The sequence below is a fragment of the Streptomyces sp. NPDC101110 genome (genome assembly GCF_044759525.1).
In the GTDB taxonomy this organism is placed as follows: Bacteria; Actinomycetota; Actinomycetes; order Streptomycetales; family Streptomycetaceae; genus Streptomyces.
In genome coordinates, this window is record NZ_JBIVZM010000011.1 from 127,712 (window position 1) to 152,352 (window position 24,641).

Here is a 24,641-nt window from a genome sequence, read left to right on the forward strand (position 1 = left end):
ACGGGGAGGTCCCCCTTGAGGGGTTCGAGACCGAAGAGGCGGGTGGCGGTGCTCGGTTCGGCCGGCGCGCTCGTCACGGCCACGCTGATAGCGGGCGCCGTCGCGGCGCCCACCGCGAACGCGAACGCGGGTGCGGGCAGCGGACACGGCCAGGACCGGGAGGCCCGCGGCAGCGCGATCGCCGCCGCCCGGGCCGCGAAGGCCGGCATCGACTGGCAGGACTGCCCGGCCGACTGGAACCTGGCCAAGCCGATCCAGTGCGGGTTCGTCACCGTGCCGCTCGACTACGCACGGCCCCACGGCAAGCAGATCAAGCTCGCCGTCGACCGCATCGGCAACACGGGCACCCAGGCCGAGCGGCAGGGCGCGCTCCTGTACAACCCCGGCGGCCCCGGCGGCTCCGGGCTCCGCTTCCCGGCCCGGGTCACCAACAAGAGCGCCGTCTGGGCCAACGTGGCCAAGGCCTACGACTTCGTGGGCTTCGACCCGCGGGGCGTCGGCAAGTCCACGCCCATCTCCTGCGTGGACCCGCAGGAGTTCGTCAAGGCCCCCAAGGCCGACCCGGTGCCCGACTCCGAGGCCGACAAGCTCGCGCAGCGCAAGCTGGCCCGCGAGTACGCCGAGGGCTGCCAGGAGCGCAGCGGCGCCGTGCTGCCGCACATGACCACGCTGAACACCGCGCGCGACCTCGACGTCATCCGCGCCGCCCTCGGCGAGAAGAAGCTCAACTTCCTCGGCGTTTCCTACGGCACCTACCTGGGCGCCGTCTACGGCACCCTCTTCCCGGGACATGTGCGCCGCATGGTCGTCGACAGCGTCGTCGACCCCTCCCGGGAGAACATCTGGTACCAGGCCAACCTGAACCAGGACGTCGCGTTCGAGGGCCGCTGGAAGGACTGGCAGGACTGGGTCGCCGCGAACGACGCGACCTACCACCTCGGCACCACCCGCGCCGCCGTCCAGGCGAAGTGGCTGGAGCTGCGCGCCACCGCGAAGAAGAGCCCCCTCGGCGGGGTCGTCGGCCCGGCCGAGCTCATCTCCTTCTTCCAGAGCGCCCCGTACTACGACTCCGCCTGGGCGTCCACCGCCTCGGTCTTCAGCAAGTACGTCGCCGGTGACACCCAGGCTCTCGTCGACGCCGCCGCCCCCGACCTGTCCGACACGGCGGGCAACGCGGCCTCGGAGAACAGCAACGCCGTCTACACGGCAGTGGAGTGCGCCGACGCCCCGTGGCCCACCAACTGGCGCACCTGGGACCGGGACAATACCCGGCTGCACCGTGACCACCCGTTCATGACCTGGGCCAATGCCTGGATGAACCTGCCGTGCGCCACCTGGCCGACCAAGCGGCAGACGCCGCTGAACGTCAAGACCGGCAAGGGCCTGCCCGGCGTGCTCATCGTCCAGTCCGAGCGGGACGCGGCCACCCCCTACGAGGGTGCCGTGGAACTCCACAAGCGGTTCAAGGGCTCCCGCCTGATCACGGAGAAGGACGCGGGCTCCCACGGTGTCACCAGCCTGGTGAACCCGTGCATCAACCCCCGGGTGGACAGCTACCTGCTCACCGGCAAGCTGGACGGCGCCGACGTGACGTGCGCGCCGCACGCCACGCCGAAGCCGTAGCCGTCGTCCGGCGGTGGTGAGGGGCGGCCGGGACACCGGCCGCCCCTTCCTCATGTCCGCCGGGCCGCGAACCAGGCGTCCTCCGCCGCGTAGTCGAACAGGTCCGGGTAGGCGCGGGCGAGGGTCGGGAACGCCTCCCGCCAGTCCTGCTCCGACAGCCGGCGGGTGAGCCACTCGACGGTCTCCGGCAGGCTGTCCGGGTGGGTCACCACCGGCCGGTAGCCCAACTCCCTTTCCGCGGCGGCCATGTCGCACACCACCGGCAGCTCCACCGACCAGGGCGACCGGCCCACTGATGCCGACGCCGGCCCGTCCAGGAGAACGGTCTGCGTCTCCACGCCCATGACCGCGTCCACGGCCGCCCCGATCTCCGACACGGTCGGCGGCCGCGGATCGCAGGCGTTGAGCACCCGCGAACCCGGCCGGGCCGCCGCCAGCCGGACCAGTTCGGCGATGTTGCGCGCGGCCGAGGTGTGGAAGACACTCTCGCCGCGGAAGGCTAGGGCCCGCCTGCGCCGGCCGTCGAGGTTGCGTTTGACGAAGTACAGCTCGCGGGGGAGCGGGCTGTACGGCCCGTGGATCGCGCCCGGGCGCAGCACGGTCGTGGGCAACCGGTCGCCCGCCGCCAGCAGTTCGCGCTCCAGGGCCGCTTTGCGGGTGCTGTACGTGGCGTCCCCCGGCATAACCGTCGCCTGGTCCTCCGTGATCGGCACGGGGTACCGCGGGAGCCCGTCCGGCTCGCTCATGGTGTCGAAGCCGCGGCCCGTTCCGTCGTCGTACACCGACACCGTCGACATCACCACGGCCGCCCCGATCCGGTCGGCCAGGTCCGTCAACTGCCGTGCGTGCCGGGACGAGTAGGCGATCAGGTCGACCACGAGGTCGCAGCCGTCGCCGATCAGTCCGGCGAGCGCCGTGTCGTCCTCACGGTCCAGCCGCCGCGTCCGCACTCCGCCGGGCCGGCCCTCGTCCCGGCCGCCGCCACGCGAGACGGCCGTCACCTCCCAGCCGTCCTTCGCCAGGGCCTCCACCACCGGGCGGCCGATCTGTCCACCCGCCCCGATCACCACAGCACGTCTCATGCCGCGACCGTAGATCGCCGGGCGCCGGCCGGGAACCGGCCTCTGCCGACAGCAGAGCTCAACCGAGGGGCATGCGCCGGAACTTCCGCTCCTTGGCGGCGGCCTCCTCGGCCTTCACCACGGCCGCGTACCGGTCGACGTACTCCTGCTCGGAGAGGGAGAGGATCGCGTACATGATCTCGTCGGTGATGGCGCGCAGGACGGCCTTCTCGTTCTCCATGCCCTCGTAGCGGGAGAAGTCCAGGGGCTCGCCGAAGCGGATGACCACGGGGTGGATGTTGGGGATGACCTTGCCGGGCGGCTGGGCCTCGAAGGTGCCGATCATCGCGCAGGGGATCACCGGGACGCCGGCCTTGAGGGCCATCACCGCCACCCCCACCTTGCCCTTGTACAGCCGGCCGTCGTGCGAGCGGGTGCCCTCCGGGTAGATGCCGAGCAGTTCGTCCTTGCCCAGCACACCGAGGCCCTCGCGGATCGCTGCCTGCCCCGCGTCCTTTCCGGAGCGGTCGACCGGGATCTGCCCCGCGCTGCGGAAGAAGAAGGCCGTCAGCCTGCCCTTGATGCCCGGTCCCGTGAAGTACTCGGCCTTGGCGAGGAAGGTGATGCGCCGTTTGAGGATCGCGGGCATCAGGAAGTGGTCCGAGAACGACAGGTGATTGCCGGCGACGATGGCGGCGCCCTCCGCGGGCACGTGCTCCAAGCCCTCGATGCGGGGCCGGAAGACCAGTCGCAGCAGCGGGCCCAGCAGCACGTATTTCAGCAGGTAGTAGAACAAAGCGGGCGCTCCTCGACTCTCGCGGTGGACTCAGCCGCCGCGTTCCAGCAGGTCAACCGGCATGTCGTGGGGTGCCAGTGTAGGTGCAGGCACGGCCACCGGGCACCTCGTGCGGGCGGACCGCACAGATCCTTCGCCAATTGACTGACGGTCAGTCAGGCTGGTGCATCCGGTGGTGCGCATGCGGCTGGGGAGGACCGCGGGAACAGCGTGCTGCGCCACCCGGGTGACGGGCAAGCCGAACGGGTGGCCTGGCGCGATACCGGGGGTGCGTGGCGGGCCGGTGGCTCTTGCCGACGGGCGGCGGCTGTGGGCAGGTGGCCCGGGCCGCCCCGGCGAGTAACCTGCCAGACATGCGGATCTCTGTTTCCTCGGACATGGACGAACCCGTCGCCCGCTCCCTGGTGGCCGCCCTGCGCGAGCGCGGGCACGACGTGCGCCTGCACGGCGCGCTGCGCCAAGGGGACGATCCGCAGTGGGCGGTGTGCTCCGAGGCCGCGGCCCGCGAGGTCGCCGACGGCACGGCCGATCAGGCGGTGGTGTGCTGCTGGACCGGCACGGGCGCCTCGATCGCGGCGAACAAGGTGCCCGGCGTGCGGGCGGCCCTGTGCACGGACGCCTACACGGCCGGCGGGGCGCGCCGCTGGAACGACGCGAACGTGCTCGCGCTCAGCCTGCGCCTGACCTCGCAGCCGCTGCTGACGGAGATCCTGGACGCCTGGTTCGCCGGTGAGCCCAGCGCGGACGCCGAGGACCGGCAGAACGTCGACCGTCTCCGGCTGCTCGACCACGGCAAGGCCCGGATGTAGTCACAGGCGCACGATGATCAGCGCGGTGTCGTCGGTGGCGCCACCGGGCGGCAGCAGCTCCGACAGCACGGTGTCGGCGAGCGTCTCGGGGTCCTGGTCCCGGTGGTCGCGCAGGGCGTCGGCGAGCCGGTGCAGGCCCTTGTCGATGTCCTCGTGGCGCCGCTCGATCAGGCCGTCGGTGTAGAGCACGAGCGTGGCGCCCGGCGCGTACGTGGTCTCGGCCTGAGGTCTCGGGATCGGGTCGGGGCGGGCGTCCAGCGGGGTGTCCGTGGCCTGGTCGAGGAACTCGGTGCGGCCGTCGTCGTGCACGAGTACGGGCGGGGGATGTCCGGCGCTGCTGTAGGTGATGAGGTGGCGGTCGCAGTCGATGAAGGTCGTGGCGGCGGTCGCCGACTCGGCCCCGTCGATGACGTGTGCGTAGCGCCCCAGCACGTCCAGGGCCTGGGCCGGCCCGTGGGCGACCCGGGAGGCGGCGCTGAGCGCGCTGCGCAGCTGCCCCATCACCCCGGCGGCCTCCAGGCCGTGCCCGACCACGTCGCCCACGGCCACGCCGATCCGGTCGCCGCCCACCAGGTCGACCAGGTCGTACCAGTCACCGCACACGTTGAGCGCGCCCACCGCGGGCCGGTACCGGACGGCGGTCCGGTGGCGGCGGACCTGCCGTGGTGCGGGGAGCATCGCCCCCTGGAGCGCCAGCGCCACCTCCCGCTCCCGGGAGTGTGCCTGGCGCAGCCGCTCGTTGAGCTCCTGCAGCTCACGGGCGCGCGTGTACAGCTCGGCCTCCAGCACCCGGGCCCGGCCCCGGTTCCCCGCGGGGCCGCCCCGGGCCCGGATCAGCTCGGTGACCTCCTCCACGCGGTGCAGGATCAGCACGACCTTGCCGTCCGGGCCGAGCAGCGGCGCGTTCACCGGGCTCCAGTAGCGCTTGTGCCACTCACCGGGCCGCTCGGGGTCCTCTACGTCGTAGCGCTGCAGGGCCATGGCGTCGCGCTCCCCGGTGGCCAGGACGCGGTACAGCGAGGCCTCCAGGTTGCGCATGCCCGTCGCGGCCGGGTCGTTCGGGTTGTCCGGGAAGACGTCGAACAGGTACTTGCCGATCAGTTGCTCGCGGGAGCGGCCGGAGACGCGGACGAACTCCTCGTTGACGTCCGCGTACACGAGGTCGGGAGTCAGGAGCGCCACCATGCCGGGCAGAGCCTGGAACACCGCACCGTAGTCGATCGCCGTCTCCGCCATGGCTGCCGCCTCACCGCCGCCGGGGTCACACCAGTTTCGCACGGTATGGGGGAACCTCAACCGGCCTCAGTCGGCGAGATCTGCCAGTGACTGCTCGGCCCAGATGACCTTGCCCTCGGGGACGAACCGCGTCCCCCACCGCTGGGTGAGCTGGGAGACCAGCAGCAGCCCGCGCCCGCCCTCGTCGGTCGTACGGGGATGGCGCAGATGGGGCGCGGTGGCGCCACCGTCGAGGACCTCGCACACCAGGGCGCGTTCCCGGATCAGCCGGAGCCGGATGGACCCGGTGGCGTACCGGATGGCGTTGGTGACCAGCTCGCTCACCACCAGTTCCGTGGTGAAGGCCAGCTCTTCCAGGCCCCAGTGCGAAAGCTGCCGGGTGGCCGTGCGGCGGGCGTCGGCGACCACGGCCGGATCAGCGGGCAGGTCCCAGGCCGCGACCTGGCCGGTGCCGAGACGTTTCGTCCGGGCCATCAGCAGGGCCACGTCGTCGTACGGATGAGCCGGGACCAGGGCGTCGACGACGGACCGGCAGTACGACTCGAGCGAACCGCCTCGCTCCAGCGCCTCGCGCAGCCGGTCCCGGCCCGCGTCGACGGCCCAGGTCTCGCCCCGCGCCAGCAGCCCGTCGGTGTGCAGCGCCAGTGTGCTGTCCTCCGCCAGGGAGAGCTCGACCGCTTCGAAGGGCGGGCCCCCCACCCCGAGTGGCGGCCCCTGTGGCAGTTCGACGAACACCACCGAGCCGTCGGGCTGGACCACGGCCGGGGCGGGATGCCCCGCCGCCGCCATGGCACAGCCGCCGTCGACGGGGTCGTAGATCACGTACAGGCAGCCGGAGCCCACGGACTGCGTTCCCGGGGCGCCCACCGTCCCGGGCTCGGCGCCTTCCTCCCGCGCCGAACGCGCCACCAGGTCGTCGAGGTGTGCCAGCACCTCCTCCGGAGGCAGATCCAGAGCCGCGAGGGTCCGTACGGCGGTCCGCAACTGCCCCATGGCCGCGGCGGCGTCGATGCCGTGCCCGGGCACCTCGCCCACGACCAGCGCCACCCGCGCCCCCGACAACGGGATGAGGTCGTACCAGTCGCCCCCGAGACCGGTCAGCTCGTCGGCCGGCCGGTAGCACGCGGCCACCTCGACGGCGTCCTGCTCGGGCAGCCGATGGGGGAGCAGGCTGCGCTGCAGGACCAGCGCGGCGTCCCGCTCACGGGTGTAGCGGCGGGCGTTGTCCACGCAGACGGCCGCACGGGCGACGAGGTCCTCGGCCAGCCGCAGGTCCTCCTCGTCGAAGTGCTCCCGCTCCCGGCGCCGGTAGAAGGTCGTGATGCCCAGGGTGATGCCGCGCGAGCGGATCGGCACGGTCATCACGCTGTGCATGCCGAGCTCCAGGAACGTGGCCCGGCGGCCGCTCGGGGTGCTCGTGGTCCAGTCACGGGTCAGCGGGTCGAGCCGCTCCGAACGCCAGGATCGCCCCGTGGCCAGACAGCGGAACGGCGGCGTGCCCGCCCGGAAGGCCACCCCTTCGCCGACCTCGATGACGGCATCCAGGAGGTCGGCGTGCGCGGACCGGTAGCCGGCGCGGCGCAGCTCCACCGGTTCCTCCGAGTCCTCGAGCGGCCCGGGTGCCGGCTCGCCGCCCCGCAGCACCGACTCCAGCAGGTCCACGGTGACGAAGTCGGCCACCCCCGGCACGACCACGTCCGCCAGTTCCTGCGCGGTGCGCGTGAGGTCGAGGCTGCGGCCGATGCTCTCGCCCGCCCGGTCGAGCAGCGCCAGCCGCTGTCGCGCACGGTGCCGATCGGTCATGTCCACGACCGTGTAGTACACGCCGATGGGCTGGCCCCGGTCGTCCTCGAGCCGGGTGAACGACAGCATGTGGGCCGTCTCGTGCAGCGGGGCCGAGCGCACATGGCCCACGTGCTCGTAGCCGACCACCGGCTCGCCGGTCTCCAGCACGCGCCGCATCTGCGCCTCGACCGCCTGGTGGTCCATCCCCGGCTGCACGTCCGCGAAGCGCAGCCCGAGCCGGCGCGCCGCCGGACCGCCGCCGAACTGCTCCAGGGCGGCGTTCGACCACACGAAACGCAGGTCGGTGTCCACGATCGCGATGCCGACGGGGGCGCCCGCCGCCATCTGTTCCAGGACCGAGCGGCTCATGTCCCAGCCGGGAGCGCCCTCGGACATCTGCGACAGGAGCATCAGCCAGCGGGCACCGCCCTGCGCTTCCTCGGCCGCGGTGATCCGCGCCGCGACCCGCACCGGCTGCCCGTTTCTGCGGCGGGCCGTCAGCAGCCCCGTCCAGCCGCCGTCCCTGCGGCACCGCTCCACCAGGTCGGGTACGCGCTCGGCGTCCTCTCCGACCAGCAGGTCGGCCAGCTTCCTGCCGACCGCCTCGGAAGCCGGGTACGCCAGCAGCCGCCGGGCATCGCTCGTCCAGCCCGTCACCACGCCCTGTGGATCGAGCAACAGGGGCGCCGCGTCGGCCACGTCGAACCGTTGCCGGGCAACGCCGTACGCCTCGTCTGCGCCCACGGCCGACCTCTCTGTCGCTGAGAGTGGTCTACCACCTCTTGCCTCAATCTTCACCCTTCCGGCCAGGAGGGGCGGCTTGTGCAGGGCCGGCCGGGGCGCAGGACCGGGTGCGGTGGGAGACGTTCCGCCGGCCGTTGGAAGACGGCACCCACATCGAGTACACCCCCACCCCGGAGCCCGGAGCCCGGAGCCCGGAGCCCGGAGCCCGGAGCCCGGAGCCCGGAGCCCGGAGCCCGGAGCCCGGAGCCCGGAGCCCGGAGCCCGGGTGTCACGGGATCTGCCCTGACCAGGCAGTGCATCCCGGCATCCGGTGCGCGCCGCCCCCCGGGAGCCCGGTCCGGGGCCGGCCCCGGCCGGCCCGGCCTCGTTTCTTACCCCAGTGCCTTCTCCAGCGCCCCGATTGCCCCCGTCAGCTCCTCGCCCGTGATGGTCAGCGGTGGGGCCAGGCGGATCGTGGAGCCGTGGGTGTCCTTCGCAAGGACCCCCTCCCGCATGAGACGTTCGCTGATCTCGCGGCCCGTGCCCAGCGCGGGGTCGATGTCGACGCCCGCCCACAGGCCGCGTGAGCGGAAGCCCACCACGCCCTTGCCGACCAGCCCCGTCAGACCGTCGCGCAGGGTCTCGCCCAGTTCGGCCGCCCGGCGCTGGAACTCGCCCGTCTCCAGCAGCTCCACCACCGCCGTGCCGACCGCCGCCGCCAGCGGATTGCCTCCGAACGTCGAGCCGTGCTCACCCGGGTGCAGCACCCCGAGCACCTCCCGGCGCCCGACCACCGCCGACACCGGCACGATGCCGCCGCCCAGCGCCTTGCCCAGCAGCAGCACGTCCGGCACCACCGGCTCGTGCTCGACCGCCAGCGTGCGGCCCGTGCGGCCCAGCCCGGACTGGATCTCGTCCGCGATGAACAGACAGCCCTTGCGGCGGGTCAGCTCCCGCACGCCCGCCAGATAGCCGTCGTCCGGGATGATCACCCCCGCCTCGCCCTGGATCGGCTCGATCAGCACCGCCGCCGTCGTCTCGTCGACCGCCTCCTCCATCGCGGCCAGGTCGTTGTACGGCACCATCCGGAACCCCGGGGTGAACGGCCCGAAGCCCGCCCGGGCCGTCTCGTCGGTGGAGAAGCTGACGATCGTCGTCGTACGGCCGTGGAAGTTGTCCGCGGCGACCACGATCGTCGCCCGGTCGGCCGGCACGCCCTTGACGTCGTAGGCCCACTTCCGGGCCACCTTCACCCCGCTCTCCACCGCCTCCGCACCGGTGTTCATGGGCAGCACCATGTCCATGCCGGTCAGCGCGGCCAGCCGCTCCGCGAACTCGGCGAGCCGGTCGTTGTGGAACGCGCGCGAGGTGAGGGTCAGCCGGTCGAGCTGGCGGTGGGCCGCCTCGATCAGCGCAGGATGCCGGTGACCGAAGTTGAGGGCCGAGTAGCCGGCCAGCATGTCGAGGTAGCGCCGCCCCTCGACGTCCTCCACCCAGGTGCCCTCGGCGCGGGCGACGACCACCGGCAACGGGTGGTAGTTGTGCGCGAGGACCGGCTCCTCCGCGCGGATCAGCTCCTGCGAGCCACGCGTCTGACGCGGGTCACGGCCCCCCTGCGGGTCCTCGGTGCGGACGGGTGCGGTCATGAGCGGATCTCCCGGATCTCCTGGGTGCAGCACTTGATGCCGCCACCGGCCTTGTGGAACTCGGACAGGTCGACGGGGACGGGTACGTAGCCACGGCCGGCCAGCTGCTCGGCCAGGCCCGTCGCCCCCGGTGAGATGAACACGTGGCGCCCGTCGGAGACGGAGTTGAGGCCGAACGCCATCGCGTCCTCGCGGGTGGCGAGCACCGCGTCCGGGTACAGCCGGGCCAGCACTTCTCGGCTGCCCGGCGAGAACGCCCCGGGGTAGTAGACGATGTTCCCGTCGTGCCCGTCGTCGAGGACGAACAGCGCCGTGTCCAAGTGGTAGAAGTACGGATCCACCAGCGTCAGGCTGATCACCGGCGTCCCGAAGTACTCCTGCACCTCGCTGTGGGCCTCCCGGGTCGTGCGGAAGCCCGTCCCGGCCAGGATCCAGCGGCCGGCCGGCACCAGGTCGCCCTCGCCCTCGCACACCGACTCGGGGTGGTAGACGTCGTAACCCTCCGTCTTGAACCACGCCTCGTACGGCACGGACTCGGGACGGCGTTCGGGCGCGTGGAAGAGCGCCCCGAAGACGCGGCCGTCGACGACGACCGCCGCGTTCGCGGCGAAAACCATGTCCGGCAGGCCGGGAACGGGTTTCACACTGTCCACGGTATGGCCGTGGGCGCGGTAGGTGTCGACCAGCGACTGCCACTGGTCCAGGGCACGGATGACGTCGACGGGTTCGTCGGGATGCATCCACGGGTTGATCGCGTACTGCACGGCGAAGTGTCTGGGCTCGCAGACGAGGTAGCGCCGCCGACGCGGCACACGGGAGTCGGGCACAGAGGGGTCCCTCCGCTTCCTCACGGTGTGTGACTGGGGATTGACACAACGGTAGGAAGTGGCGACCGTGCCCGACAAGAAACAAAGATTGCGCGTTCACGCAGGAACGCTGCGTCTTGAAGCCGCTCAGCGCACGTCTGCTGCGCCGCCTCCCACGCCCTCCGGGGCCGGATGACTCGCCCCCGCCTCCGGGCTCTCCGGCAGCAGGTGGGACAGCACCATCACACTGATCGTCTTCCGGATGAACGGTTCCTGCCGGATCCGTTCCAGCACCTCCTCGAAGTGCTCCACGTCCCGCGCCCGCACGTGCAGCAGCGCGTCCGCGCCGCCGGTCACGGTCATCGCCGCGGCGATCTCCGGATAGTCCCGCACCACCTCGGCCAGCCGCCGCGGCGGGGCGGCGCCCTCGGAGTACACCTCGACGTAGGCCTCCGTGCGCCAGCCCAGCGCCGACGGCTTCACCGTCGCCGAGAACCCGGTGATCACACCCGTCTCGCGCAGCCGGTCGACCCGCCGCTTGACCGCCGTGGCCGACAGCCCGATCGCCGTGCCGATCTCGGCGAACGACGTCCTCGCGTTCGCCATCAACGCGGTGATGATCTTCCGGTCGAGTTCGTCGAACGGCGTGGACCTGCTGTTCATGCGGGCACTGTATCCACCGGCATCCCGGCCCGCGCCCCGCCGGCCCGTGCACCGCATCCGGCGCGAACGTCCACCCCCGGCACATGTCCAGACGTTCGGATCACCCCTACACTCCGGGTTCATGCTGCGCGCCCTGGCTGTCGACGACGAACGCCCCTCGCTGGAGGAACTGCTCTACCTCCTGCACGCCGACCCGCGCATCGGCAGCGCGCAGGGCGTGGGCGACGCGACCGAGGCGCTGCGCCGCATGAACCGCGCCCTGGAGTCCGGCCCGGGCGGGCCCGACGCCATCGACGTCGTCTTCCTGGACATCCAGATGCCCGGCCTCGACGGTCTCGACCTCGCGCGGCTGCTCACCGGCTTCGCCCGGCCGCCGCTCGTCGTGTTCGTCACCGCCCACGAGGACTTCGCCGTACAGGCCTTCGACCTCAAGGCCGTCGACTACGTGCTCAAACCGGTCCGCAAGGAGCGGCTCGCCGAGGCCGTCCGCCGGGCCGTGGAACTGCGCGGCGCAGCCCCCCGCATCCCCGTCCACGAACCCGACCCGGACCACCTACCCGTCGAACTCGGCGGCGTGACCCGCTTCGTCGCCGTCGACGACATCACCCACGTCGAGGCCCAGGGCGACTACGCCCGCCTGCACACCGACAAGGGCAGTCACCTGGTGCGCATCCCGCTCTCCACCCTGGAGGAGCGCTGGCGCAGCCGCGGTTTCGTCCGCATCCACCGCCGTCACCTCGTCGCACTGCGCCACATCGGCGAACTCCGCCTCGACGCGGGCACCGTCAGCGTCCTCGTCGGCTCCGAGGAGCTCCAGGTCAGCAGGCGGCACACACGCGAACTGCGCGACCTGCTCATGAGGAGGCCCTGACGGTGCCCCAGGACCACACCGAACGCCGTGTCGTCGTCACCGGCCCGCCCCGGCATACCGGCCCGCACACCCGGCTCCGCTCGCGCGGGCGATACCCGCAGACCTCCTCCGGCTCCTACCGTCCGCGCACCGAGATCGACGAGCAGACCACCCTCGGCCACACCTACGTCCGCTCCCTGATGCGCACCCAACTGCGTGCCGCTCTCACCGTGTTCACCGTCCTCGGCCTGCTCGTCGGCCCGCTCCCGCTGCTCTTCGCGGCGATGCCCGACGCCCGTCGTCTCGCATGGGCCGTCCTGGGCTTCGGCCTCTACGTCCCGCTGGTGCTGCTCGCCCGCTGGTACGTCCGCCGGGCCGAGCGCAACGAACGCGACTTCGTACGCCTGGTAGAAGACCGCTGACGCCGCACCGATGAACCCCGGCCCCCGATGAACTCCAGCTACGCCATACCCGCCGTCGCCCTGGTCGTCGTCGCGACGGTCCTGGTCGGCGCCTTCGGCCTGCGCATCTCCCGCACCACGTCCGACTTCTACGTCGCCTCCCGTACCGTCGGCCCCCGCCTCAACGCCGCCGCCATCAGCGGCGAGTACCTCTCCGCCGCCTCCTTCCTCGGCATCGCGGGCCTCGTCCTGGTCCAGGGCCCCGACATGCTCTGGTACCCGGTCGGCTACACCGCCGGCTACCTGGTCCTGCTGATCTTCGTGGCCGCCCCGCTGCGCCGCTCCGGCGCCTACACGCTTCCCGACTTCGCGGAGGCGCGCCTCGCCTCCCAGGCCGTACGGCGGCTCGCCGGAGCCTTCGTCGTCGGTGTCGGGTGGCTGTATCTGCTGCCCCAGCTGCAGGGCGCCGGGCTCACCCTGACGGTGCTGACCGGGGCGCCCGACTGGCTCGGCGGGGTGATCGTCGCCGTCGTCGTGACCGCCACCGTCGCCGCCGGCGGCATGCGCAGCATCACCTTCGTGCAGGCCTTCCAGTACTGGCTGAAACTCACCGCCCTGCTCGTCCCCGCGCTCTTCCTGGTTCTCACCTGGCAGAGCGACGGAGCGCCCCGGCACGCCTTCGACGAACCGGCCACCTTCCGCGAGCAGCGCGTCGTCCGCGTCGACGACGCGATCGACCTGAGGCTGGACCGGCCGCTGAGCGTCATGGTGACCGGCACCGTCGACGGCCGCACCCACACCGGGACGCGGCTGGAACTGACCGCCGGGACCCACCACATCGAGCGCGGCACCCGGCTCACCTTTCCCCGGGGCGCCGCCGTCCCCGAGGCCCGGCGCAGCGGCGGCGGCGACCTGTCCCCGTCGCAGGCCGAAAGCCGCGAGGAACGGCCGCTGTACGCCACGTACGGTCTGATCCTCGCCACCTTCCTGGGCACCATGGGCCTGCCGCACGTCGTGGTCCGCTTCTACACGAGCCCGCACGGCGTCGCCGCCCGCCGCACCACCGTCGCCGTCCTGGGCCTGATCGGCGCCTTCTACCTGCTGCCCCCCGTCTACGGCGCCCTCGGCCGCCTCTACGCCCCCGAACTCACCCTCACCGGCGACCCGGACGCCGCCGTCCTGCTGCTGCCCGACCGCATGATCGGGGGAGCGGGCGGCGACCTGCTGGGCGCGCTGGTCGCCGGGGGCGCCTTCGCGGCGTTCCTCTCCACGGCCTCGGGCCTGACCATGGCGGTCGCGGGAGTCCTCACCCAGGACGTCCTGCCGTCCCGCGGCGTACGGCACTTCCGGCTCGGCACGGTCCTCGCCATGGCGATGCCCCTCGCGGCGAGCGTCCTGGTCGGCGGGCTGCCGGTCGCCGACGCCGTGGGGCTCGCCTTCGCGGTCTCGGCGTCCTCGTTCTGTCCGCTGCTCGTCCTCGGCATCTGGTGGCGGCGGCTGACCCCGCCCGGCGCGGCCGCCGGGATGCTGGTCGGCGGCGGCTCCGCCCTGCTCGCCGTCGCCGCGACCATGGCCGGCTACCCGGGCGAGGGCGCCGCCCTGCACGCCCTGCTCGCCTGGCCCGCGCTGTGGTCGGTGCCGCTGGGCTTCCTCACCATGATCATGGTGTCCCTGGCCACGCCCGGCCGGGTCCCGCCCGGCACCGCGGCGGTCCTGGCCCGGTTCCATCTCCCGGAGGAGCTGCGCTCGGAGGTGCCGGCGTGAGCGGTTTCCTGGCAGGTCTGTGCGTCGGCGTGCTCCCGGTGCTCGCTCTCGGCGTCTGGCTCGGGCGGCGGACGGCACGGGCCAAGAGCCTCGCCGGACTCGGCACCCCCGTCGAGCACGCCACCTTCGAGACCCTGCACACGGCGTCCCTCGCCGCACCCCCGCTGCGGGCCGGCCTGACGGAGGAGACCGCCCGCAAGTCCGCCCGCAAACTGCGCTCCCTGCTCGGCACGGACGCCCTCTGCCTCACCGACCGCACCGACGTCCTGGTCTGGGACGGCGACGGCGCGCACCACCGGGACGAGATCATGGACCGCCTCGCCGGTGCCCTGGAAACCGGCCGCGGTGAGGCTTTCCGGCTCACCTGCGACAGCCTCGACTGTTCGGTGCGCTGGGCGGTCGTCGCCCCGCTCACCGTCGACGACCGGGTGCACGGCGCGCTGGTCGCCTGCGCGCCCCGCGAGTCGGCGGTGCTCGTCCGGGCCGCGGGTGAGGTCGCCCGTTGGGTGTCCGTCCAGCTGGAGCTGGCCGATCTCGACCAGTCCCGCACCCGGCTCATCGAGGCCGAGATCAAGGCACTGCGGGCCCAGATCTCGCCCCATTTCATCTTCAACTCGCTCGCGGTGATCGCCTCGTTCGTCCGCACCGACCCCGAGCGCGCCCGCGAGCTGCTCCTCGAATTCGCCGACTTCACCCGCTACTCGTTCCGCCGGCACGGCGACTTCACCACGCTTGCCGAGGAGCTCCACGCCATCGACCACTACCTGGCGCTGGTCCGGGCACGCTTCGGCGACCGCCTCTCCGTCACCCTCCAGATAGCGCCGGAGGTGCTGCCGGTGACCCTGCCGTTCCTCTGCCTCCAGCCGCTCGTCGAGAACGCCGTCAAGCACGGCCTGGAGGGCAAGGCCGTGTCCGCGGGCCGGTGCCGCATCCAGATCACCGCCCAGGACGCGGGCGCCGAGGCCCTGGTCGTCATCGAGGACGACGGCGCCGGCATGGACCCCGGCCTGCTCCGCCGCATCCTGGCCCGCGAGGTCAGCCCCTCGGGCGGCATCGGCCTGTCCAACGTCGACGACCGGCTCCGCCAGGTCTACGGAGACGACTACGGCCTCGTCATCGAGACGGCCACCGGCGCCGGCATGAAGATCACCGTCCGGCTCCCGAAATACCAGCCCGGTGTGCACTCGGCGGGGCGTCCGGCCCGGGAGTGAGGCGTCAGGTGCTGCGCGTCGTGACCACCAGTCCCAGGGTGATCAGACCGAGGACGACCCAGCCGAACCACAGCCAGCCGTTGCTCCCGAGCGCCACCGTGTAGGCCGTCACCACGACCAGCCCGCCCAGTGTGAGCGCTCCCATGGTCTTCGTCGCGTTGGAACCGTTCGTGGATCCGGGCATCACAACACCCCTCCTCATGGTCCGGTCCCTCCATGGTGCCCGGCGGACGCCCGGCGCGCACGGCCCGTGCCGAAGAGGTCCTCAGCGCCCTTGCGTGTTCAGAGATGCCAGATAGGCGTTGTACGCCTCCAGCTCCTTGTCCCCGTCGCGGTCGGCGGCCCGGTCGGTGCGCCGGGCCTGTCGCTGGTCCGAGGCGTACCACTGGAACAGCAGGGCCACCAGCACGAGCACGGAGGGGATCTCGCTGAACGCCCAGGCGATGCCGCCCGCCGCGTTCTGGTCGGACAGCGCCTCGATGCCGAGCGAGCCGGGCGGGTTCTTGAACGTCTCGACCATCGGCTCGGACGCCATCATCAGCGCGATCCCGAAGAACGCGTGGAAGGGCATGCCCGCGAACAGCTCCAGCATCCGCATCAGGTAGCCCGGGCGGTGCGGGCCCGGGTCCACGCCCATGATCGGCCAGAAGAACACCAGACCGACCGCGAGGAAGTGCACCATCATCGCGATGTGGCCCGCCTTGGAGCCCATCAGGGTGTCGAAGAGGGGCGTGAAGTACAGCCCGTAGAGGCTCGCGATGAACAGGGGGATCGTGAACGCCGGGTGCGTGACGATCCGCATGTACCGGCTGTGCAGGAACATCAGCAGCAGCTCACGGGGCCCCTTGCGGCCCCGCCCCGCCGTGGGCAGCGCCCGCAGCGCCAGCGTGATCGGCGCACCGAGCAGGATGAGGATGGGCGACACCATGCTGATCACCATGTGCTGCACCATGTGCACGCTGAACATGACCATGCCGTAGTCGTTCAGCCCGGTGCACATCATGAGCATGATGCTCAGCACGCCCAGGACGAACGCGACCGTACGCCCCACGGGCCACTTGTCCCCGCGCCGGACGAGGCGCACGACACCCCACCCGTACAGGGCCAGCCCGGCCAGGCATGCGACGAGGAAGAACGGGTCCGCCGACCACTCCAGACCTCGCCCCAGCGTGAACGGCGGCAGATCCATGGTCATGCCGTGCCCGCTGTGATCCATTCCGCCGGCTCCTGTTTCGTGGGGGTGTGCAGCAAGTTGTCCGCCCACAAGAGTAGAACCGCCCCCGGTCACCACTACGACCGGGGGCGGTTCAGCGTCCTCAGGGGCGCGGGGAACGGCGCGATCAACCACACTCAACCCGCACCCGGCGACTCAGCAGCGCTTCAGAGCACGCACTCCGCCTCTTCGTACCGGTCGTCGGGAACGGTCTTCAGCGTTTCCACAGCCTCTGCCAGCGGCACCATCACGATGTCGGTCCCCCGCAGCGCGGTCATGTGCCCGAACTCACCCCGGTGCACCGCCTCCACCGCGTGCCACCCGAACCGCGTGGCCAGCACCCGGTCGTAGGCGGTCGGCGTACCACCCCGCTGCACGTGCCCGAGGATCACCGGCCGGGCTTCCTTCCCCAGCCGTCCCTCCAGCTCCACGGACAGCTGCCGGGCGATCCCGGCGAACCGCTCGTGCCCGTAGATGTCCTTGCCGCCCTCGTCGAACTCCATGGTCCCGGCCCGGGGCTTCGCCCCCTCCGCCGCCACCACGATCGCGAAGCGCTTGCCCGCCTCGAACCGCTCGCCCACCCGACGGGTCAGCTCCTCTATGTCGAAGGGCCGCTCGGGGACGACGATGGCGTGCGCACCGGCCGCCATGCCGGAGTGCAGGGCGATCCAGCCGGTGTGCCGGCCCATGACCTCCACCACCAGAACCCGCTGGTGGGACTCGGCGGTGGTCTTCAGCCGGTCCAGGGCCTCGGTCGCCACACCCACGGCCGTGTCGAAGCCGAACGTGACGTCCGTGACCGCGATGTCGTTGTCGATCGTCTTGGGTACACCCACGACGGGCAGACCGCTGTCGGACATCAGCCGCGCGGCCTTGAGCGTGCCCTCGCCGCCGATGGGGATGATCGCGTCGAGGCCGAGCTCCTCGACGTGGCCCTTGGCCCGCTCCACACCGTCCCGCAGATGGGAGGGCTGGACCCGGGAGGACCCGAGAATGGTGCCGCCGCGGGCGAGGATGCCGCCCACCGCGTCGAGGTCGAGCTTGAGGTAGTCGCACTCCAGGAGGCCCTTCCAGCCGTCCCGGAAGCCGATGACCTCGTCGCCGTGGTCGACGACGGCACGGTGCACGACGGACCGGATGACGGCGTTCAGGCCGGGGCAGTCGCCGCCGGACGTGAGGACACCAATGCGCATAGCCCGAAATACCTTCTCAACGTGGGCCGGGGACCGGACCACGTTGTCCGGCTGGAATCCCCGCCACCCTAGCGGCATCGAGGGGCCGGACCGAAGCACGCGTCCGCCTGCTGGACGACCCCGCTCACCTGTGCGGATGGGCCGTCATACGGGCTGTTGACCAGCAGGTTGACGCGTACCCCGGGCACGCTGCGGCGCTGCGCCTAGGCAGGCTGCTGAGCAGCGGCGATGCGCTCGTTGCGCAGGGCCTCGTACCAGCGGTCGTCCGTCGGCGGCAGCGCGTTGACGTCGAGGGCCAGCTTCAGCAGCAGGTCCGCGATCAGCGGGTTGCGGGCCAGCACCGGCCCGTGCATGTACGTGCCGAAGACGGTGTCGTTGTACGCGCCCTCCGTCCCGTCGCCCGTGCCGTTGCCGTTGCCGAAGCGCACCCGGGCGAGCGGGCGGGCGGTGGGGCCCAGATGGGTGACGCCCTGGTGGTTCTCGAAGCCCGTCAGCGGGGGCAGGCCGAGGCGCTGGTCGATGTCGCCCAGCACGTCCCCGACGCACCGCGCGCCCTCGCCGCGCACCGACACCACGTCCAGCAGCCCGAGGCCGGGCTCGCGCTGGCCGAGGTCGTTGATGAACTCGTGCCCGAGGATCTGGTAGCCGGCGCACACCGAGAACACGATGGCGCCGTTCTCCACGGCCCGGGTCAGTCCGCCGTCCCGGCGCAGCCGCTCGGCGGCGAGCCGCTGCGGCCGGTCCTCACCGCCGCCGATCAGGTAGATGTCGCCGGAGGTCGGGATCGGCTGGTCGCTGCGCACGTCCAGCCGGGCCACGTCCAGCCCGCGCTGCTGCGCCCGGCGTTCGACGACGAGGACGTTGCCCTGGTCGCCGTAGGTGCTGAGCAGGTCGGGATAGATCCAGACGACCCGCAGTTGGTTGTCGCTCACAAAAGTCCCCTGACGTCTCGTGCTCAGTTGCCGACCCGGCGGCGCAGGTCCTGGAACGCCGTGTAGTTGGCGATGACCTCGATCCGGCCCGGCGGGCACGCCGCCACGGCCTGGTCGAGGTTCTCGTAGACCTGGAAGTGCTGGTCGGCGACCTCCAGGCGCACCGCCAGGTCCAGCCGCCGGTCGCCGACGACGCAGATCGGGTGACCGGTCAGCCGCGAGTAGTCGACGTCCCACAGCCAGGAGGTGTCGGTGCCGTCGGCGGAGCGCGCGTTCACCGACAGGATGACCGGGGTGGGCGGCGGGTCGATCAGGGAGAACGTCTCCAGCCAGCCGGCCGGGTTCTTCGCCAGCAGCAGCCTGAGGTCGCGGCCCTGGAACTGGACGACGTCGTACCGCCCGGCCACCGCCTGCACCTGGTACATGCGCTCCAGCGCGACCTGCGGCGGCACCCCGAACACGGCCGCGACGGCGGCCGAGGAGGCGGCGTTGGCCTTGTTGGCACGGCCGGGCAGCTGGAGGTGGATCGGCCAGGCCGAACCGTGCGGGTCGAGCACGTGGTCACCGGAGAGCGCCCAGCTCGGGGTGGGGCGGCGGAAGCCGCACTCGCCGCAGAACCAGTCGTCGCCGGGGCGCTGCATCACGCCACCGCACGACGGGCAGGACCAGGCGTCGTCCTTCCACATCTGCCCGGCGGCGACCCAGATCACGTTGGGGGAGGACGAGGCCGCCCACACCACCAGCGGGTCGTCGCAGTTGGCCACGACCACGGCCTTGGAACCCGCGAGTCCCTCCCGCCAGTTCTCGGCGAGCATGCGGGTCTCGGCGGCGCGGTCGAGCTGGTCGCGCGAGAGGTTGAGCAGGGCGATGCACTTCGGTGCGGTGTCCCGGGCGACGCCGGCGAGGTACTTCTCGTCGACCTCGATGACGCCGTAGCGCGCGTCCGAGCCGCCCGCGAGCGCGGAGGTGATGCCGGCCGGCATGTTGGCGCCGAGCGCGTTGGAGACGACCGGTCCCGCCGCGCGCAGGGCCTCGGCGATGAGCCGGGTGGTGGTGGTCTTGCCGTTCGTCGCCGAGACCAGGACCACGTCCAGGTTCTGTGCGAGCCGGGCCAGGAGCTCGGGGTCGAGCTTGAGCGCCACCCGGCCGCCGATCACCGAACCGCTGCCGCGCCCTGCGGCGCGCGATGCCGCCGCGACCGCCTTGCCCGCGGTCACGGCCAGCTTGGCCCGCGGCGAGAGCGGGTCCGAGTTGCCTGCCATCAGTTCTCGATCCTCCTTGCGTACGCGCCGCGCCTTCAAGCCTGACGGCCACGTGATGTGGAGCTCAGCCTATCGAGATCCATTCGCACTCCCGAACCGTGGCACTGTGGCGAACTCGTGTGGGAGACGCGGACCGACAGGACCTTACTCTTGCCGCCATGCGACACAGCTCCATCCCCGGCGCCCACGGCCGCGTGAGACCCCTCACTCTGCACGGCGACCCGCTCCTGCACTCGCCCTGCGCGGAGGTCACCGACTTCGGCCCCGAACTGGCGCGGCTTGTCGAGGACTTGTTCGCGACGATGTACGCCGCCCAGGGCGTCGGCCTCGCCGCCAACCAGGTCGGCGAACCGCTCCGGGTCTTCGTCTACGACTGCCCGGACGACGAGGAGGTCCGCCATGTGGGCCATGTGGTCAACCCTCGTCTGACCGAGGCGGACGGCGTCGTGATCCGGGGTCCCGAGGGCTGCCTGTCCCTCCCGGGCCTGGAAGCGGGCACGGAACGCCACGACCACGCGGTCGTCGAAGGCTTCACGGTGACGGGAGAACCCGTCACCGTCCACGGCACGGGTTTCTTCGCCCGCTGCCTCCAGCACGAGTGCGACCACCTGGAGGGCCGCGTCTACGCGGACCACCTGACCGGCTGGCGCCGTCGCAGACTGATGCGCCAGGTGGCCCGGGCCTCCTGGAACACCTGAATCGTTCGTACCTCAGGGGCGCGGGGCTGCGTTCGGCATGCGGCCCCGCCGCGTGGGGGTGTACGACCCCCACGGCCCCGCCGACGGCACGCGGCCGTCAGAACCCCGGGCCACCCACCCGGTCCCCGACCGCGGCGAGCCGCCCCCACAGCAGATCGGCCAGACTCCGTACCAACTCCGCACGGGAACAGGGCCGTTCCCCCAGCCACCAGTCGCCGGCCGCATGCATCATGCCGACGATCCCGTGGCCCCACACCCTGGCCAGCTGCTGCCCGCCCGGCCCGAGGTCCAGCCGCTCCTCGATGACCTGCGCCAGCTCCTCGCCCATCCGCCGCAGCAGCGGCGCGCTGTGCTTGCCGACGTCGAACCCCTGGTCCCCGGGCCCGCCGCCCTCCGCCGGGTGCATCAGGAACCGGTACACCTGGGGCCGCGCCTCGATCGCCGCGAGGTAGGTGTCCAGCGTGGCTTCGACCCGCTCCCGGCGGTCCGCCGGCGCGTCGAGTGCCGCCCGCAGCGAGTCCAGCAGGGCGTCCGTGTGCCGCATGGCGAGAGCGGCGTACAGTCCGCCCTTGTCGCCGAAGTGCCGGTAGAGAATCGGCTTGGTGATGCCGGCCTCCGCCGCGATCGCGTTCATCGAGGCCTGCGGGCCGTCGCGCAGCACCACCCGGTCGGCAGCCTCCAGCAGCTCACGCCGGCGGCGGTCGGCGGACCGTTGCTGATCGGTCCGCTGCGTGGTGTCCATGGTCTCTCCCCACCCGTGCTGTTTCCATGACGCCTGCGAAAACTAACACTGAAGCGTGCCCCCGACACCGAACGGGTGCCGACCGGTCGGTAGGAGTTGACTTCGACTACCCACCGGTAACAGACTGCTGTTACCGCAAGTAACATGCACGTGTGCCGCTGGAGGGGACGACATGGCCGAGTTCACCATGGAGCTCAACGACGAACAGAAGGAGGTCCGGGACTGGCTGCACGGCTTCGCGGCCGACGTCATCCGCCCCGCGGCCGCCGAATGGGACGAGCGTGAGGAGACTCCCTGGCCGGTCATCCAGGAGGCCGCGAAGGTCGGCATCTACTCGCTGGACTTCTATGCCCAGCAGTACTTCGACCCGACCGGTCTCGGCATCCCCATGGCGATGGAGGAGCTGTTCTGGGGCGACGCCGGCATAGCCCTGTCCATCGTCGGCACCGGCCTCGCCGCCGTCGGCGTCCTCGCCAACGGCACCGAGGAGCAGATCGGCACCTGGATCCCCCAGATGTACGGCGACGCAGGCGACGTCAAGGTCGCCGCCTTCTGCTCCTCCGAACCCGACGCCGGCTCCGACGTGGCCTCCATGCGCACCCGGGCCGTGTACGACGAGGCCAAGGACGAGTGGGTGCTCAACGGCACCAAGACCTGGGCGACCAACGGCGGTATCGCCAACGTCCACGTGGTCGTCGCGGTCGTCGACGCCGAGCTCGGTTCCAAGGGGCACGCCTCGTTCATCGTCCCGCCGGGGACGCCGGGGCTGTCCCAGGGCCAGAAGTTCAAGAAGCACGGCATCCGCGCCTCGCACACCGCCGAGGTCATCCTCGACAACGTGCGCGTTCCCGGCTCCTGCCTGCTCGGCGGCAAGGAGAAGCTGGACGAGCGGCTGGCCCGGGCGCGGGAGAGGGCCAAGCAGGGCGGGGAGCGGGTGAAGAACGCGGCGATGGCCACCTTCGAGGCGTCCCGGCCCGCGGTCGGAGCCATGGCGGTGGGCACCGCCCGCGCCGCCTACGAGGTCGCCCTCGACTACGCGAGGACGCGCGAGCAGTTCGGCCGGCCGATCATCGACAACCAGGGCGTCGCCTTCCAGCTCGCGGACATGCGCACCTCCATCGACGCGGCCCGGCTGCTGGTGTGGCGCGCCTCCTGGATGGCGGTCAACGGCAAGCCGTTCACGGCCGCCGAGGGTTCGATGTCCAAGCTGTTCGCCAGCGAGACGGCCAAGAAGGTCACGGCCCAGGCGATCCAGATCCTCGGCGGCAACGGCTACACACGGGAGTACCCCGTGGAGCGGATGCACCGGGACGCGGCCATCTACACCATCTTCGAGGGCACGAGCGAGATCCAGCGGCTGGTCATCGCCCGGACCCTCGGCGGTGTGCCGATCCGTTAACGGTGCCTGAGCGGCGTCAGCTGCTCGATGTCGTAGCGCGCCCGTAGTTCCCCGATCGCCGCCTGGTCCGGCGGGCCCCCGCCGGCGAGGATCTCCAGCAGTTCCTCGAAGTACCGCTCGTGGTCGGGCGGCGGGCTCGCCTGGAAGAACATCTTCGCCGGTGTGTCGGTCGGGTTGGCGAACGCGTGCGGGCATCCCGGGGGCACGACGATCACCGTCCCCGGGGTCGCCCGGACCACCCGGTTGCCCGCGGGGGACTCCCACTTCTGCCAGTGGTCGGGCGTGCGGATGCGGGGCTCGAAGGCGAGGACGTCCAGCTCGCCCTCGAGCACGTAGAACAACTCCTCGCTGCGGGTGTGCACATGGGCGCCGACGTCGAAACCCGGGGGCACGACCACCTCGAAGGTGGAGGCCGTCCGGGAGTGCGTGCCGGTCACCTTGAAGGTGACACGCTGGGCGGAGGTCTCCATGGTCCGGCCGTGGCCGGGTGGGACGAACAGCCCTTCCGTCGCGGTCATCACCGGCTCACCGGGTCACGGGCAGGGCAGACCGGGCCCGCTCGCGCACCCGCTCCACCCCGGGCGCCGTGAAAGCGGCGGCGACGGCGCGCCGCAGCCGCGGGGCTCGGACCGGGGGCGGGCTTTCGGTGATCGTCTCGTCGCCCATGTCACCGCGTCCGGTCGGCGCTGTGCCAGCGGCCCAGGGCCATCTCGGCGGTGATGCCGGGCCCGAACCCGGCGAGCAGTCCGCGCGCCCCCTGCTCCGCGCCGCCCTCGTCGAACAGCCGGCGCAACGCGTCCAGGACGACCGCGCTGGCGATGTTGCCGTACTCGGTGAGGGTGGCCCGGCTGAACCGGAAGGCGTGCGGCTCGACCCGCAGAAAGCTGCTGAGGTCGTCGAGGATACGGGGGCCGCCCGCGTGGACGATGTAGAAGTCCAGGTCGGAGGCGTCCCACCCGTGGTCCCCGGCGAGGTCCTTCAGCACCGGTGCGAGCGGCTCCATCGTCCCTGGGACCCGCTTGTCCAGCAGGAAGTGGAAACCGGTCGCCTTCACGTCGTACGTGATCCAGTCCTCGGTCTTGGGGATCAGGTACGAGCCGTTGCGCTCCAGCCGCACGCCCTCGCCGCCACGGCCGCGGACCACCGCGGCGGCGACGCCGTCGCCGAACAGACCGTTCGACAGCAACGAGCCGACGCCGACATCGGTGGGCTGGTAGCACAGCGAGCAGAACTCGCACGCCACGATCAGCGCGTTGGCCTCCGGATAGGCCGTGCAGAAGTCGTGGGCCCGGTTCACCGCCGCGCCGCCGCCCGCACAGCCGAGCTGGGCCATCGGCAGCTGCCGGGTCGTCGACTCGAAGCCCATCTCGTTGATCAGCCAGGCCGTGAGCGAGGGCATCATGAATCCCGTGCACGACACGTAGACGATCAGGTCCACTTCGGTGGTGAGCAGCTCGGCGTCGTCGAGCGCCCGCTGGACGACGGCGGGCACCCGGGCCTTCGCCTCGGCCTCGTACAGTTTGTTGCGGTCCTCGAACCCGGGGTGCCTCAGCGTCTCCTCGACGGGCTGCACGATGTGCCGCGTGCGCACCCCGGTATTCTCGATCAGACGCAGGGCCAGCGGCAGTTGAGGGTGCCCGGCGTGACGCTCGCGCGCCAGCTCCAGGGTCTCCTCCATCGTGATCACGTGCTCCGGAACGGACACCGAGGGTCTGCACAAAGTCGCCATGAGCCGCGCCTGCTTTCGCCGCCCGGAAGGCCCTGAGCCCCCCGGTCAGAAGTGGGTCACCTCAAGGGGTGGTCCACTTACGATCACCCGCCGGTACGC

The 24,641-nt window shown here is 71.8% G+C and carries 23 protein-coding genes and 1 pseudogene; 8 read left to right on the forward strand and 16 right to left on the reverse strand.

The features are described from left to right. The first annotated feature begins 15 nt into the window (after positions 1 to 15). The gene (locus ACIQU3_RS25175; RefSeq protein ID WP_403738207.1) at positions 16 to 1,623 is read left to right on the forward strand and encodes an alpha/beta hydrolase; all 1,608 of its coding nucleotides are present in this window, start codon (positions 16 to 18) and stop codon (positions 1,621 to 1,623) included. A 50-nt stretch (positions 1,624 to 1,673) separates the two neighbouring features. On the opposite strand, the gene ACIQU3_RS25180 is transcribed toward ACIQU3_RS25175, so the two are convergent. Together ACIQU3_RS25180 and ACIQU3_RS25185 are read right to left on the reverse strand one after the other, a co-directional pair. Beyond that, the gene (locus tag ACIQU3_RS25180) at positions 1,674 to 2,705 is read right to left on the reverse strand and encodes an NAD-dependent epimerase/dehydratase family protein (RefSeq protein WP_403738210.1); all 1,032 of its coding nucleotides are present in this window, start codon (positions 2,703 to 2,705) and stop codon (positions 1,674 to 1,676) included. 58 nt (positions 2,706 to 2,763) lie between these two features. Further along, positions 2,764 to 3,480: a lysophospholipid acyltransferase family protein gene (locus ACIQU3_RS25185; RefSeq protein WP_403738213.1), complete on the reverse strand. Its 717-nt coding sequence runs from the start codon at positions 3,478 to 3,480 to the stop codon at positions 2,764 to 2,766. Between the two features lie 353 nt (positions 3,481 to 3,833). Between ACIQU3_RS25185 and ACIQU3_RS25190 the strand changes: the two genes are divergently transcribed. Beyond that, entirely contained in the window at positions 3,834 to 4,289 is a 456-nt protein-coding gene (locus tag ACIQU3_RS25190) for an RpiB/LacA/LacB family sugar-phosphate isomerase (protein WP_403927831.1), read from the forward strand. Here the strand turns inward: ACIQU3_RS25190 and ACIQU3_RS25195 are convergent, their stop codons facing one another. The 5 genes from ACIQU3_RS25195 to ACIQU3_RS25215 form a co-directional block, all read right to left on the reverse strand. Continuing rightward, positions 4,290 to 5,525: a PP2C family protein-serine/threonine phosphatase gene (locus ACIQU3_RS25195; RefSeq protein WP_403738221.1), complete on the reverse strand. Its 1,236-nt coding sequence runs from the start codon at positions 5,523 to 5,525 to the stop codon at positions 4,290 to 4,292. A gap of 66 nt (positions 5,526 to 5,591) precedes the next feature. Continuing rightward, the gene (locus ACIQU3_RS25200) at positions 5,592 to 8,054 is read right to left on the reverse strand and encodes a SpoIIE family protein phosphatase (protein ID WP_403927834.1); all 2,463 of its coding nucleotides are present in this window, start codon (positions 8,052 to 8,054) and stop codon (positions 5,592 to 5,594) included. Positions 8,055 to 8,425: 371 nt separating this feature from the next. Continuing rightward, complete coding sequence (rocD, locus tag ACIQU3_RS25205; RefSeq protein ID WP_403927837.1) at positions 8,426 to 9,679, reverse strand: ornithine--oxo-acid transaminase; 1,254 nt, start codon at positions 9,677 to 9,679, stop codon at positions 8,426 to 8,428. Further along, entirely contained in the window at positions 9,676 to 10,506 is an 831-nt protein-coding gene (gene ddaH / locus ACIQU3_RS25210; protein ID WP_403738232.1) for a dimethylargininase, read from the reverse strand. Before ddaH ends, rocD begins: the two co-directional genes overlap by 4 nt. A gap of 126 nt (positions 10,507 to 10,632) precedes the next feature. Further along, on the reverse strand, positions 10,633 to 11,148 hold the full coding sequence (locus ACIQU3_RS25215) for an Lrp/AsnC family transcriptional regulator (RefSeq protein WP_403927839.1): 516 nt from the start codon (positions 11,146 to 11,148) through the stop codon (positions 10,633 to 10,635). Between the two features lie 121 nt (positions 11,149 to 11,269). On the opposite strand from ACIQU3_RS25215, the gene ACIQU3_RS25220 reads away from it, so the two are divergent. From ACIQU3_RS25220 to ACIQU3_RS25235, 4 genes are read left to right on the forward strand one after another with little or no spacing between them, the layout of a single operon-like run. Then, positions 11,270 to 12,019, forward strand: a complete 750-nt coding sequence (locus ACIQU3_RS25220; protein ID WP_403738237.1) for a LytR/AlgR family response regulator transcription factor — start codon at positions 11,270 to 11,272, stop codon at positions 12,017 to 12,019. Positions 12,020 to 12,021: 2 nt separating this feature from the next. Then, positions 12,022 to 12,420, forward strand: a complete 399-nt coding sequence (locus ACIQU3_RS25225) for a hypothetical protein (RefSeq protein WP_403738240.1) — start codon at positions 12,022 to 12,024, stop codon at positions 12,418 to 12,420. 27 nt (positions 12,421 to 12,447) lie between these two features. Then, the gene (locus ACIQU3_RS25230) at positions 12,448 to 14,163 is read left to right on the forward strand and encodes a cation acetate symporter (protein WP_403927841.1); all 1,716 of its coding nucleotides are present in this window, start codon (positions 12,448 to 12,450) and stop codon (positions 14,161 to 14,163) included. Beyond that, positions 14,160 to 15,374: a sensor histidine kinase gene (locus ACIQU3_RS25235; RefSeq protein ID WP_403738246.1), complete on the forward strand. Its 1,215-nt coding sequence runs from the start codon at positions 14,160 to 14,162 to the stop codon at positions 15,372 to 15,374. Before ACIQU3_RS25230 ends, ACIQU3_RS25235 begins: the two co-directional genes overlap by 4 nt. A gap of 4 nt (positions 15,375 to 15,378) precedes the next feature. On the opposite strand, the gene ACIQU3_RS25240 is transcribed toward ACIQU3_RS25235, so the two are convergent. The 5 genes from ACIQU3_RS25240 to ACIQU3_RS25260 all read right to left on the reverse strand — a co-directional run bounded on the left by ACIQU3_RS25240 (position 15,379) and on the right by ACIQU3_RS25260 (position 19,974). Further along, the gene (locus ACIQU3_RS25240; RefSeq protein WP_221758929.1) at positions 15,379 to 15,558 is read right to left on the reverse strand and encodes a hypothetical protein; all 180 of its coding nucleotides are present in this window, start codon (positions 15,556 to 15,558) and stop codon (positions 15,379 to 15,381) included. An 81-nt stretch (positions 15,559 to 15,639) separates the two neighbouring features. Continuing rightward, on the reverse strand, positions 15,640 to 16,590 hold the full coding sequence (locus ACIQU3_RS25245) for a cytochrome c oxidase assembly protein (protein ID WP_403738252.1): 951 nt from the start codon (positions 16,588 to 16,590) through the stop codon (positions 15,640 to 15,642). 164 nt (positions 16,591 to 16,754) lie between these two features. Next, on the reverse strand, positions 16,755 to 17,780 hold the full coding sequence (locus tag ACIQU3_RS25250; protein ID WP_403738255.1) for a 6-phosphofructokinase: 1,026 nt from the start codon (positions 17,778 to 17,780) through the stop codon (positions 16,755 to 16,757). Between the two features lie 203 nt (positions 17,781 to 17,983). Next, positions 17,984 to 18,712, reverse strand: a complete 729-nt coding sequence (locus ACIQU3_RS25255) for a type 1 glutamine amidotransferase (RefSeq protein ID WP_234749448.1) — start codon at positions 18,710 to 18,712, stop codon at positions 17,984 to 17,986. 23 nt (positions 18,713 to 18,735) lie between these two features. Continuing rightward, positions 18,736 to 19,974: a MurT ligase domain-containing protein gene (locus ACIQU3_RS25260; protein ID WP_366712399.1), complete on the reverse strand. Its 1,239-nt coding sequence runs from the start codon at positions 19,972 to 19,974 to the stop codon at positions 18,736 to 18,738. Between the two features lie 158 nt (positions 19,975 to 20,132). Here ACIQU3_RS25260 and def point away from each other — a divergent pair, with 158 nt between their 5' ends. Further along, entirely contained in the window at positions 20,133 to 20,672 is a 540-nt protein-coding gene (gene def, locus ACIQU3_RS25265; RefSeq protein WP_403738260.1) for a peptide deformylase, read from the forward strand. A gap of 97 nt (positions 20,673 to 20,769) precedes the next feature. On the opposite strand, the gene ACIQU3_RS25270 is transcribed toward def, so the two are convergent. Then, on the reverse strand, positions 20,770 to 21,414 hold the full coding sequence (locus ACIQU3_RS25270; protein ID WP_403738263.1) for a TetR family transcriptional regulator: 645 nt from the start codon (positions 21,412 to 21,414) through the stop codon (positions 20,770 to 20,772). A 172-nt stretch (positions 21,415 to 21,586) separates the two neighbouring features. On the opposite strand from ACIQU3_RS25270, the gene ACIQU3_RS25275 reads away from it, so the two are divergent. Further along, the gene (locus tag ACIQU3_RS25275) at positions 21,587 to 22,813 is read left to right on the forward strand and encodes an acyl-CoA dehydrogenase family protein (RefSeq protein ID WP_403927844.1); all 1,227 of its coding nucleotides are present in this window, start codon (positions 21,587 to 21,589) and stop codon (positions 22,811 to 22,813) included. On the opposite strand, the gene ACIQU3_RS25280 is transcribed toward ACIQU3_RS25275, so the two are convergent. The 3 genes and pseudogenes from ACIQU3_RS25280 to ACIQU3_RS25290 all read right to left on the reverse strand — a co-directional run. Beyond that, positions 22,810 to 23,331 (reverse strand): cupin domain-containing protein, encoded by a 522-nt coding sequence (locus ACIQU3_RS25280; RefSeq protein ID WP_403738269.1) that lies wholly within the window; start codon positions 23,329 to 23,331, stop codon positions 22,810 to 22,812. The genes ACIQU3_RS25275 and ACIQU3_RS25280 overlap by 4 nt on opposite strands. 7 nt (positions 23,332 to 23,338) lie before the next feature. Further along, positions 23,339 to 23,479, reverse strand: coding sequence for a hypothetical protein (locus ACIQU3_RS25285; RefSeq protein ID WP_403738272.1), 141 nt, complete (start codon positions 23,477 to 23,479; stop codon positions 23,339 to 23,341). Between the two features lies 1 nt (position 23,480). Next, positions 23,481 to 24,545 (reverse strand): annotated as a pseudogene (locus tag ACIQU3_RS25290) (type III polyketide synthase); the annotation flags it as partial. Between the last annotated feature and the right edge of the window lie 96 nt (positions 24,546 to 24,641).

What these genes read in the sequence shown, in the direction of transcription:
- ACIQU3_RS25180 (WP_403738210.1), bottom strand. Translation starts at nt 2,705, where the DNA reads ATGAGACGTGCTGTGGTGATCGGGGCGGGTGGACAGATCGGCCGCCCG.
- ACIQU3_RS25190 (WP_403927831.1), top strand. Translation starts at nt 3,834, where the DNA reads ATGCGGATCTCTGTTTCCTCGGACATGGACGAACCCGTCGCCCGCTCC.
- ACIQU3_RS25195 (WP_403738221.1), bottom strand. Translation starts at nt 5,525, where the DNA reads ATGGCGGAGACGGCGATCGACTACGGTGCGGTGTTCCAGGCTCTGCCC.
- rocD (WP_403927837.1), bottom strand. Translation starts at nt 9,679, where the DNA reads ATGACCGCACCCGTCCGCACCGAGGACCCGCAGGGGGGCCGTGACCCG.
- ACIQU3_RS25215 (WP_403927839.1), bottom strand. Translation starts at nt 11,148, where the DNA reads ATGAACAGCAGGTCCACGCCGTTCGACGAACTCGACCGGAAGATCATC.
- ACIQU3_RS25220 (WP_403738237.1), top strand. Translation starts at nt 11,270, where the DNA reads ATGCTGCGCGCCCTGGCTGTCGACGACGAACGCCCCTCGCTGGAGGAA.
- ACIQU3_RS25230 (WP_403927841.1), top strand. Translation starts at nt 12,448, where the DNA reads ATGAACTCCAGCTACGCCATACCCGCCGTCGCCCTGGTCGTCGTCGCG.
- ACIQU3_RS25240 (WP_221758929.1), bottom strand. Translation starts at nt 15,558, where the DNA reads ATGCCCGGATCCACGAACGGTTCCAACGCGACGAAGACCATGGGAGCG.
- ACIQU3_RS25245 (WP_403738252.1), bottom strand. Translation starts at nt 16,590, where the DNA reads ATGGATCACAGCGGGCACGGCATGACCATGGATCTGCCGCCGTTCACG.
- ACIQU3_RS25250 (WP_403738255.1), bottom strand. Translation starts at nt 17,780, where the DNA reads ATGCGCATTGGTGTCCTCACGTCCGGCGGCGACTGCCCCGGCCTGAAC.
- ACIQU3_RS25260 (WP_366712399.1), bottom strand. Translation starts at nt 19,974, where the DNA reads ATGGCAGGCAACTCGGACCCGCTCTCGCCGCGGGCCAAGCTGGCCGTG.
- def (WP_403738260.1), top strand. Translation starts at nt 20,133, where the DNA reads ATGCGACACAGCTCCATCCCCGGCGCCCACGGCCGCGTGAGACCCCTC.
- ACIQU3_RS25270 (WP_403738263.1), bottom strand. Translation starts at nt 21,414, where the DNA reads ATGGACACCACGCAGCGGACCGATCAGCAACGGTCCGCCGACCGCCGC.
- ACIQU3_RS25275 (WP_403927844.1), top strand. Translation starts at nt 21,587, where the DNA reads ATGGCCGAGTTCACCATGGAGCTCAACGACGAACAGAAGGAGGTCCGG.
- ACIQU3_RS25280 (WP_403738269.1), bottom strand. Translation starts at nt 23,331, where the DNA reads ATGACCGCGACGGAAGGGCTGTTCGTCCCACCCGGCCACGGCCGGACC.
- ACIQU3_RS25285 (WP_403738272.1), bottom strand. Translation starts at nt 23,479, where the DNA reads ATGGGCGACGAGACGATCACCGAAAGCCCGCCCCCGGTCCGAGCCCCG.